This window comes from Candidatus Omnitrophota bacterium, assembly GCA_018894435.1.
In the GTDB taxonomy this organism is placed as follows: Bacteria; Omnitrophota; Gorgyraeia; order JAHIPI01; family JAHIPI01; genus JAHIPI01.
This window is the reverse complement of the sequence record JAHIPI010000034.1, coordinates 1-11,421: the sequence shown is the minus strand read 5'-3', so window position 1 is coordinate 11,421 and position 11,421 is coordinate 1. Positions and strand designations below refer to the sequence as shown.

Here is an 11,421-nt window from a genome sequence, read left to right as displayed (position 1 = left end):
TACGGATTGCGGTATATATTATTTTGCACAGGCATTCGGAGGCGTTATCTCGGGCGATATAAAAAATAATACCCTTTACAATAATAAAATCGGCATAACTCTCCGCATGCATAAGGAAAACCCGCACATCTATAACAATATATTTGACGGCTGTAGTGATTCAGCCGTATTTTTCACATACGAAGATAATGAGCTTTTTGTACAGCGTAAGGCTGGCATAAATAACAATCTCTTTTATCAAAACGGCAAGAACTTCTGGCTTGATTCATCCGAAAGCCTATTCGATTTAATCGGAATCCAAGGGAATATTGAGGATGACCCGCTGTTAATAGATCCGGCTTCCGATAATTTTTATCTTGAAGCGGAATCGCCGTGTTTGGGTATGGGACAGGGCGGTGAAAATATCGGCTCATATCCTACAGATCTAGAATACCCAACACTTACAAATATACTCCCCCTAGAAAATAAATTTATCGGTCTCTCCGAAATAAATATATCAGGTAATGTCAATGACGATAACGGCATATTATCGGTCTATATAAATTCTGAACCGGCCATGGTTAGCGGGACTACTTTTTCAGCAGATAGTTTTTCCTTGGACTACGGCTTAAATGATATCAACATAACAGCAAAAGATGTGGCTCAAAAAGATACTATGGTTTCGAAGATGATTTATAACTTTAGGATGCCTATAGCGCCACCAGAGGAATAATAAATGAGGAAAAGGCTATGAAAAGATACATTACGATTAGCTTGATAGCAGCGATGGCCTTATTCATCGCATCACCATACACAATTGCCGAAGGCCCAATTCAACCACCGTCTCTTCCGGCTGTATCACCTTCGGCAATAGGAGGTGCATTTTCTTCGCTTATGAGCGAGTCTTTCAAAACAGACCTTGCCACGGGCGCCGCAACCTTGGGTATTCCTATCGTAGTTCCGCCAGGACGCAAGAATGTCCAGCCCAATGTCGCGCTTTCATATTCATCCAACAATCCAAATGGTGTTTGTGGTGTCGGTTGGAGTTTGCCAGCGTCGGCTATACAACGGTCTACTAAGAACGGGGTGCCGAGATATGACAATACTGATACCTTTATAGCGGGCGGGGAGGAACTCGTCTATATCGGCGGCGATGAATATAGGGCAAAGATAGAATCGTCATTTACAAAATATGTTTATGTAAGTGCCGAAAATAAATGGATTGCCTATGATAAAGCAGGTACTCAATACCATTTTGGCTTAACAGAGGCCTCAAGATTAAACCATCCTAATAAGCCAAGTACGTTTGCATGGTATCTCGATAAGGCAGTGGATGTTTACGGCAATGCCATAACCTACGCTTACGAAAAATCCGACAATACCGTATATCCTAAATACATCAATTATACAAGTAATCAATTATGCAATCCGCCGTTATCTGCAGATAAGAGGGTCGAGTTCGTATACGAGCCAGCCGATCGTCCTGACAAAATCTATAACTATAGAGCAGGCTGGCCTTCTATTATGAAGAAACGGCTCGAAAAGATACGCATTACGATAGACGGGGGAGTTGTCTGGACATATAACTTGACTTACGAATTAAGCTCAGACACCTCACGATCATTGCTTAGATCGATTCAGCTTTCGGACAGTGCGGGTAATACTTTGCCCGCTAAGACATTTACGTATCAGAAACTTGAACCGTAGAGGCAGAGATGTTTATTAAAAGGAAGCACACAATTTTAGAGAAGCTTCTAATAAGCAGCCTGATAGTGCTGCACATCAATCTCATTCTGCCTATAGCCGATGTTTTACCACTCCCACAGGCCGTCAAAAAAATCATTATACCGGAGGCGCATGCCGATGAGCCGCCACCTACGCCATCTTGGCAGGTTGTTGAATTGTATGATGGAAGCGATCCTTCTTTAGCCATTGATAGCTTAGGGAAATCCCACATAGTATTCGGCCAAGATACTGGTTCACCAGCGTTTCCTACGCATCTCTTCTATGGATATAAAGGAGCGAGCACGTGGAGTATCAACGAACTTACCCCAAGTATCCCAAAAACTACAGCCTGCGCAGAAACCTCGATCGCTATAGACAGCGATAATTATGTCCACATAGTATACGCATTGGAATGGGGGCAGAAGATATCCTATATAACAAATAAGAGCGGCGATTGGCAGGAAACTGTCCCTCCAATACAAGGGGCATGGACAGGGAACTACGAATCGTTTTCTATGGATGATGATAGCGGTATGCACCTTTTTTGGTGGAATAATACTCAAACTCCTCCGCCCCCTTACCCGAAACAGCTCTGTTATAAATATAGTAATGGTTCAACTTGGTTTGATACAGAAGGCCTTGGCTCGCTAAATCTTAATGTCAAAAGATACTCAAATGAGTTCTGCCCATCGGCGCTTGTTACTTTCCATGGAAGCAGTGCTCCTCATGCGATTGTCGAAAATGGCGCATACGGCGGCGGGCTTATCCATTGTTATAAAAACGGCACTAGCTGGTATTCGGAAACATTCGGCGCCGGCTACGAAATACTCTATGACACAAACGGCACCCTGCAGGTAGATAGCAGCAACAACCTCTATTGCGTTATCCAGAATGTCTATGGCACGAAATCGCTTTACCTTGCCAAAAGGATAGGCGGTTATTGGTCGTATGAGCTTATTGCTCAGCTTGCCGCAGATAGCATTGTAAGAGCATCTTTGGTTATTGATCCGGTGAATAACTTCCATGTTGCCTATTTCAACGGCCAAAAAGTCTATTACGGAAAGAGAATCGGCGGAGTATGGGCGCTGCAGGAGGTTGCTACTATTCCGACGGGCTTTACTCCGGGCGATATAAGCCTTGTCCTTAATAGTTCAGAATGGCCGCGGATTGCATATTCGATAATTTCGACTACTGCCAAAAAAATCTATTATGCCGACTGGGATATTCATCTTCCTAATCAACCGCCGGTGGTACCTCCGATTGAAGATAAAACTGTAAATGAAAACGAACGTCTGGAATTCCCCATTCCGGCAACCGATGATCCCGAAGATATCCTTCATTATTCATTGGTGCCCATTGACGGCAAAAATTATCCTGTGGGTGCAGACTTAAATGAAACAACTGGTATTTTTACATGGACCCCTACCTATCAACAGGCTGGTTATTACGAAGTAAACGCTAAAGTCTCAGACGATAAAGGCGGTGACACTTTAGCGCCTATAAAGATTACCGTTGTAAACGTAAATACTACTCCCGCTGTCGAAATTACTACGGACAATTTTTGCGTCACCAGTGGCACAGATTTTACACTGCATATTGACGCTAATGACGAAGACGGTGATACCCTGGCTTATGAGCTAAAAGAAAGCGGCACAGTTATACAAAGCGGTACCATCGTGCCCAGTGACCCGACTCTCGACGTTACGCGAAACAAAACCGAAATTGGCATCTACGAATACAGCGTTACCGTAACCGATCCAGGTTCTAAAAGCGACACAGATTCATGTTCAGTCGAAGTCATAGACCAGAACGAAGACCCGTCTAAGTCATTCCCCATATCAGGCGATTTTAACGGCGACGGCATGACCGACGTGGGTGCCTTTAATACTCAAACAGGCAGCTGGAAGGTTGCTGTATCGGACAAAGGCGAATTCGATAACCTGCGGGAATGGATGGGCGACTTTAAAGGAAAAGACGCTGATCATGCGTTTTCTCTTACGGGTGACTTCAACGGCGACGGCCGGGTTGATATTGTTGTTTATGACAGGCAAGGCGGCGACTGGAAATTCGCCCTTTCAGACGGAGAAGGGTTTGTACATGACTCTGACCCTGCGTGGAATTTAACGGGATTCGGAGGCGGAGCATGTAACCCCTTAATAGGCGATTTTAATGGCGACGGTGTAACGGATATCGGGTATGCCGATATATCCTATAATAATGACGGATTTTTCTGCATAAGGCTTGCAAAAGAGGACAGAACAGGTTTTGTTGATACAGCGATTCCTTATAGTACCGGCTTAACGGGAGGTGTAACCTATGCAGGCGACTTCAACGGAGACGGCCTTACAGATATTTTGGCGCTGGATAGAGGATCCGGCAAATGGGATGTACTTCTATCACAGGATACGACATCTACACAAAGCATCGATTTGGTTCAAAATGCAGCCTCATATTCAAGTAACTACGGCTCTGCCGATAATATACACGATGGCGATTGGTATAGCAGTGCAGGGGCAAATTATGATAGCGGTAATGGAGGCACGGTAACCGAAGTCAGTACGGTTACGTTTAATGAAGAGGTTAATATTGATCGTATTGTTTGGAGGGCAGGTGCTGGTGCGTATACCGGCGGCGGCAGCGGCGGCGGCTGTAACGCACAAGTTTATCTGTATTATGATGGAGATTGGCATCAAATAGGTGCGGGATATTCAAATGGTTGGAGTGGCGGGGCAGGAACATGCTCCATTGATACAGGGCAAGCGACTGAATCCGGCCCATGGACAGGAGTCACGGCCATGAAGGTGGAATGTAGAAGCTGGGCCGATCCTAACGGCCATGGCGGTTCCGGTTATGCCTATGTATATGAAATGCAGGCATGGACTGCCCAAGATGAAGTAGCGGCTAATGGCGCTTTACCCGCTTTTACAGACGGGACGACATGGCTGCCCAACTTCGGCGCTGGCCAAGAGCCGATTATTACCGATTATAACCACGACGGCAAAACTGATGTGGGGTATTTCGATTCAGGTAAAGGCGAATGGCAATATGCCACATCGAGCGGTATCGGCTTTGACAGCATGATTAGAGCAACCACAGGGCGCATCAATAGCGGATCCCACACAAACGTTTGCGATGGAAACTGGGATACGTGGGTTGGTTTTTATGACGGAGGAAGCTATGGCTCTAAGTCCTCGACAACTACTACGGTATTTGAATGGCCTGAGACATATATTAGCTCTGTTAAGTATAGGTGCGCTTCCTCTTCTGCTATCGGAGGTAGCGGTTCTCATTGGAACAATTGGGATGTTTACTTAAAGATTAACGGGACATGGGTTTCAATCGATAATAGTTCAGGAGATTCCGGAATAAGGACTAAATCAAGCGGCTGGGCAAATTGCGGCGGAATTAAAATGGAAACCCGAGCCCTGGCTGACTCCAACAAAGAATGTAGTGTAGGGACAAAAAATTATGAGATTCAAGCATTTACAACTTTACCCGGGGGCGCCGAAGTTAATAAAGCTGTAGGCGCAAACTGGCCAACCCCATTTGGGGCAGGCAGTGATATTCTTCCCTCGGGAGGCGATTATAACGGTGATAGCATAGGCGATGCGTCTGTATTCAATAGATCAGCACAAGGCGTCTTAAACAAATGGGAGATTAAGCTCCACAATTCCAAACAGCCGGACTTGCTTATTGCTATCGATAACGGCATCGGAGGAACTACAAATATAGAATACGAAGTTTCAACCCAGCTTAATAATACAGGCAGTGACGGCAAGCCTGCCTTACCATTCCCGGTGCAGGTCGTCAAAAAAGAGACAAAATCCGACGGCATGGGCAATAGTTATAGTGTTAATTACGAATACTCAGGCGGTATGTTTGAACCTAATTCACGCGAATTCAGGGGATTTAAGCATGTTAAAGTAATTGACTTTGAAGGGACAATAAAAGAAACGGAGTTTTATCAAGGCAATGTACTTAAAGGTAAACCCGCATGGGAAGAAGTTACGGATAGTAGCGCTAAAGTTTATAGTACAGTTGCGTACGAATGGCAGGAAAATAATAAAGTTCACGGCGATTTGTGTGATTTTCCGTATATACTTAGCCAAACATCTACCGTATACAATGATACAACCGGAACGCCCCGCAATATAAAAACTATTTATAGCACACCTGATACCTATGGTAACGTTCCACGTATTGATGAATTAGGTTTTGTTGATGATCTGTCTGATGACCGCTGCACCGTTATAGAATATGAATATAACCAGAATCTCATAGATAAGTATATTTTGGGTAAGCCAAGACAGACGACAATCAAAAAGGGCGATGAGATCGTTTCGCAGACATCTTATACATATGACACGCGCGGTAGTCTAAAAACAGAAACGAAATGGCTTAATACTGGTGAAGGTAACCCCATTACTAAGTTTAAATACGACTATGAAGTACCGGGTTTACCAACCTGTGGTAATCTTGTTGAAGTAGAAGATGCCCTCGGCAGAAAAACCACGACCACTTATGACGCTGTGTATGAATATGCATTCCCCATTCTGGTAGCAAATACATTAGGCCATACTCAAAGCTTTACCTATGATAAGAAAACAGGCCAGGTTCTGACTTCAACTGACCCGAACGGCCAAATGACCCGTACAATATATGATAATTTCGGGAGAACTCTTAAAGTAATAGGGCCAAATGATACTGAGTCATCTCCGGCCATAGAGTATACCTATAACTTGGACTTAAGGCCTGTAAGGGTTGCTACTAAAACCAAAGTGGATGAAAGCAAACCTAAGTCAATATCGTATGCCTTTGCAGACGGCTTAGGCAGGACAATAGAAGTTAAAACCGAAACCGAACAGGATGGTAAACAGCTTATCAGCGGTATTGTCAAATATGATTTACGAGGCCAGGTTAAAGAAAAGTATATACCATATTTTGCAGATACCTCAGATACTTATCTTCCGCCGAACTATAACCAGATAAAAATAATTTACTTCTATGATGCTGTTGGTAGAGTTATTCAAACATTACGACCAGACGGTATATCGAGCTATATTGAATATGAAGGTTGGATGGTCACGGCTATCGACGAGAACGGCAATAAGATAAAGCAGGAAAAAGACGCCTTCGGACGATTAATAAAAGTGACTGAATATAATGAAGGCGCAGAATATGTTACCCAATATCAGTACGACACATTAGGTAATCTTCTCAAGGCTATAGATACACAAAGTAACGAAACAATTATAACTTATGACTCCCTCGGCCGTAAGCGTTCAATGGATGATCCCGATATGGGCCATTGGACATACGACTACGATGCCCTGGGTAATCTTAAAAAGCAAACCGATGCCAAAGGGCAGGCGATAGAATTCGATTACGACGTTATAAACCGCCTTATAACCAAGTCAACAAATGTAACCTACGAATATGACACTGTAACACCCGAAAACGCCTATGCGAAAGGCCGCCTTGTAAAAGTTACTGACCAGAGCGGTACAACAGAGTTTTTCTATGATAATCTTAGCCGCGAGATCAAGACTATAAAGATCGTTGACAGCGTAGGTTATGCAGTTGAGCGTACTTATGACTCAATAGACAGATTAAAGACAGTAAAATACCCCGACGGCGAAGTGTTGATCTATGCTTATAATAAAGCCGGTGGTGTCCAAACCATATCAAGCGCAACCCATACCTATGTTACGAACGTCAACTATAACGAAAACGGCCAGATGACACGCGTTGACTATGGTAACGGCACCTATACAGAATATAGCTATAATTCTGAAACTTTGCGCCTCGAGAATCTTATAACACAAGCGCCTTCAGGTAATATTCAAAATTTAACATACGGTTTTGATAATGTTGGAAATGTATTATCAATTACAGACACTTCATCCACCGGCACAAATACTCAATCCTTCGAATATGATGACTTGAGCCGCCTCACCAAAGCCACTGGCGTATCCTATGGCATTATAAACTACGCCTATGACTCTATTGGTAATATGGCGCAAAATGGTGATATTGCACTGATGGAATACGGCGTAACTGCTGGGCCTCACGCGGTAACGTACTATACGAAAAATTCTACGCGTTATGCCATTACCTACGATGCTAACGGTAATATGCTCTCAAAAGAGACCGAATCAGGCGCGAAATCCTTTAAGTACGATATTGAGAATCGATTAATTGAGGCCCCATCCCAAGGATCATACATAAGTAATTATACTATCAACCTCAATGCCGGATGGAACTTTATAAGCTTACCCGTTATTGTAACGGAAGATATCGCTGCTATACTCGCTTATTCAGACATAATCAAAGCGCAGGTCTCAAGATATAACTCTGAGACTAAAGCATGGGAAAACTTCGCCTATGAACAGGGTAAAGATTTAGCCGAATATAACGACTTTACTACTTTTGATTACGGCAGAGGCTATGAGATATATGTAGATACGACCTCGACACTTAAAGTCTCGGGTATTACACCCACAAGCCAGGAAGTGCTCGATCTTAAAACGGGCTGGAACTTAATTTGTGCGCCGACTGTTACATCAATTGACGTTGCAACCGCGCTTAACGACATAACCTATAGTGATATATGCGAACGACAGGGTGAAACATATGTTCCCGTAACGCAACTTCAGGGCGGCAAGAGCTACTTCCTTAAGGTCGCAAGCAATCAGATTTGGAATATTCCAAACGAAGGAGAGAAAACGAGCTTCGTCTATGACGGTGATGGTGGCAGAGTAAAAGTCATTACCTCCTTTGAAACCACAACCTACATAGGTGCAACATACGAAGTTCAAGCCAAAGGTGCCGAGACTAAAATAAGTAAGCATATTTTTCTCGGCTCGACAAGGATTTGCACGGTTGAAAATGATGGCGCGACTACAAAATACTGCTACTTCCACCAGGATCATATCGGTTCAAGCAACGTCATCACCGACGAAACAGGTGCGATTGCCAAATTAATTGAATATTCACCTTACGGCTTGACATCAAGAGAAGAGGGAGCATATAATACAAATTACAAGTTCACAGGCAAGCTCTTTGATACAAGTACTGCGCTATATTACTATGGCGCGAGGTACTATGATCCGGAATTAGGCAGATTCATTCAGCCGGATACGATAATACCGTACCCCGACGATCCGCAGAGCTTTAACCGGTATGCGTATGCGAGAAATAACCCGATACGTTACATCGATCCGACCGGACACTTCTGGTGGGCTGTAATAGCTGCTATAGTTGGAGCAATAATAGGTGCCATATCAGCTCATAACGCAGGAGGCAATGTCTGGGCAGGTGCTGCTGTAGGTGCTGTCTGCGGCTATTTTGGTGCAGGTATAGCGAATATAGCAACATCGGCTATGGGGATTGGTATTGGGGCTGGCTTTGGAACTGGAGTCGGTGCAACAGCGGCAGGGTCATGGGGCGGTTCGATTATAACGCCCTTAGAAGGAGCATTAATAACCGGCACTGAATTTGCCATAGGCGGCTTTGCCGCCGGCTTAGCTTCAGGTTATGCTGGTGGTGAAGGTAGCGTTGGAGATATGTTCGCCCAAGCCGGCATAGGTGCGGGCGTAGGCTTTGGCGCAGGTTTTGCTACCGGATATTCTTACGCCGCTGGTTGGCAGAGCATATTACACGGGATAGATTCACAAGCGCATAACAATACAACAGAACTTTTCGTAAGTCTTGGCGTTGATCCATCCAAAACAATGGATGTAGAAATAGGTTCAAGGCCAGCGTTTGGAGATTTAAGGCATAAATTTATTAGATGGAGAGAAATTGGAAGTGATCAATATAATTATTGGGAAATGGGGCCAGATGAACATGGAAACATTGCTATTAATCCTGCCGCAACAAGAAAAACAACCATGGAATTTATTAATAAATATCCAAATCAAGTAAAATGGACGAAGACTTCTGTAGTAACGAGCCGATTTCATCAATATAGACAACTTTATGAAAAGGCATGGATAGGCTCTAAGTACGCTGATACTTACGTTACACCAGGAGGATTGATTCAAAGAACGATAAGTGGAGCAAAGAATAGCAATTATGCAGTCGATCTTGTAATATATGGCTCTGGGGGCAATATACCTCAGGATTTGGGCAAGTGCCCAGGGAGTCTGATCAAATGAAAAAAATATTTATAATCCTAATACTTGTGATTTTTGTGCTTATTAGTATGATGTCTGCCTACTTTCATCGTGCAAAAAAAGATTCTTATCCAATATATCAGGAAATATATCCTTCCCTAAGTGGTGATCTTGCGTGCCTAATGTCATTTATCAATAAAACTTACGATCCATTGCTTACCGGAATAGAGCATTTAGTGTTTACGGTTGCCTTATTGGATGTTCCATTTGCCGCAATTTCTGACACAGCCCTCTTACCATACGATATTTTCCAAACGATGTGCAACACACACCGTGTAACGAAATTGCTAAATAAGTATTATCCTGGTTTCAAAATATCAAGAAATCCGCATGCAGCTAAAGATAGTGGTGCATATTTTAGTTTGATTTCGCCTTCCGGGGAGAAAATAGTTTTTGAACGTTTTGCTGAAAAAAGTCCGAATATTTTCATCAGCCCCCAATTAAACAAATTTTTAGACCAAAATAAAATACAGATTTTAAACGAAAAACAAGCCGAAGAGATTATAACAATAATCGATGCCGTGATTTATAATTTTTCAATTACTGATTGGTGGAAATACCAAGTTGAACGAAAAGATAATAGTTGGATTATTATACGAATTGACAAAAAAACTGGACAGGTCAGGCTCGGAAATGAGGATCGGTTACAGTTAGATAGCAAAGGATTTTTACAGAAAGTTACGATGGTTATATCCGATTACGGGCTATGAAAGCTCCTAACCAGTAACGCTTTCCAACCCAATCGGGAAACTTTCCCTAAGCACATTTTGCCCTTCGACAAGCTCAGGGCTAAAAATAGCTTGGGATTTTTTATACCTAGGAGTATAATTCAAGATAACTATAAGGAGCAGTTTAGGTAATGGTAAAAAAGCCTTGGTACAGATTGACCTTACCCCTTAAAACTGTGCCACTTCCAATTGGAATTAAGGTAGTATTGGCCATAATAGCCCGTTATCAATTATATTTCTAAACCGTGAGGAAACTTTCATGAAAAAATATTTTGCAGTTTTGTATTTATCAGCACTTTACTTCTACTCTACGGGCCGCTATACCCATAAAGCAGGAAGTGTCACTTCCGTCGCAAATAATTGGCCAGGCTCCGAGTAATCCGGGCGTGTTACGACTAGTTGTGTTTAATGATTCTAACTTTCTTCTTTATGGCATTGACGGTTCGAGGAAAATAAATATTTCGATTGATGGAAAAGGCGTTGGGCAACTAAGCATTGGACAATATGTTGTAGTTGAGACAAACGAAGGTAAGCACATGATACACCTTACGCATAAAGATATTGCCGATTTTAATTCAGACCATGTAATTGATATCAAAGAGCCAGAAAGTTATCTAAAGATATATTCTAAAACGACCTCAAACGGTGCAGACTTAGTAAATAAACCTGGAGCTTTTGAGGCTGAATTTAGACATGCATATTAGTTGATTGTGTAGATACGGTGTGCAACTTCAGCAACTAGTGGACACAATAGGTTCTTTTTAGGTTTGTAGATTTGATATTGGTCTGGGTGGATAAGATGGGTTATAATG

Annotated in this window: 5 protein-coding genes; all 5 read left to right on the top strand. The window is 42.9% G+C overall.

The window, feature by feature from the left end; translation table 11 throughout:
* On the top strand, nt 1–712 hold a 712-nt coding region (locus tag KKI13_02585; GenBank protein MBU4487938.1), incomplete at its 5' end, for a hypothetical protein.
* 17 nt (nt 713–729) lie between these two features.
* The gene (locus KKI13_02580; GenBank protein ID MBU4487937.1) at nt 730–1,686 is read left to right on the top strand and encodes a hypothetical protein; all 957 of its coding nucleotides are present in this window, start codon (nt 730–732) and stop codon (nt 1,684–1,686) included.
* Between the two features lie 8 nt (nt 1,687–1,694).
* Entirely contained in the window at nt 1,695–9,863 is an 8,169-nt protein-coding gene (locus KKI13_02575; protein ID MBU4487936.1) for a VCBS repeat-containing protein, read from the top strand.
* Nucleotides 9,860–10,591 (top strand): YceK/YidQ family lipoprotein, encoded by a 732-nt coding sequence (locus tag KKI13_02570; GenBank protein MBU4487935.1) that lies wholly within the window; start codon nt 9,860–9,862, stop codon nt 10,589–10,591. The genes KKI13_02575 and KKI13_02570 overlap by 4 nt, the downstream gene beginning before the upstream one ends.
* A gap of 419 nt (nt 10,592–11,010) precedes the next feature.
* Nucleotides 11,011–11,313 carry a hypothetical protein gene (locus KKI13_02565; GenBank protein MBU4487934.1) on the top strand — a complete coding sequence of 101 codons (303 nt, stop codon included), beginning with the start codon at nt 11,011–11,013 and terminating at the stop codon, nt 11,311–11,313.
* Nucleotides 11,314–11,421: the final 108 nt, after the last annotated feature.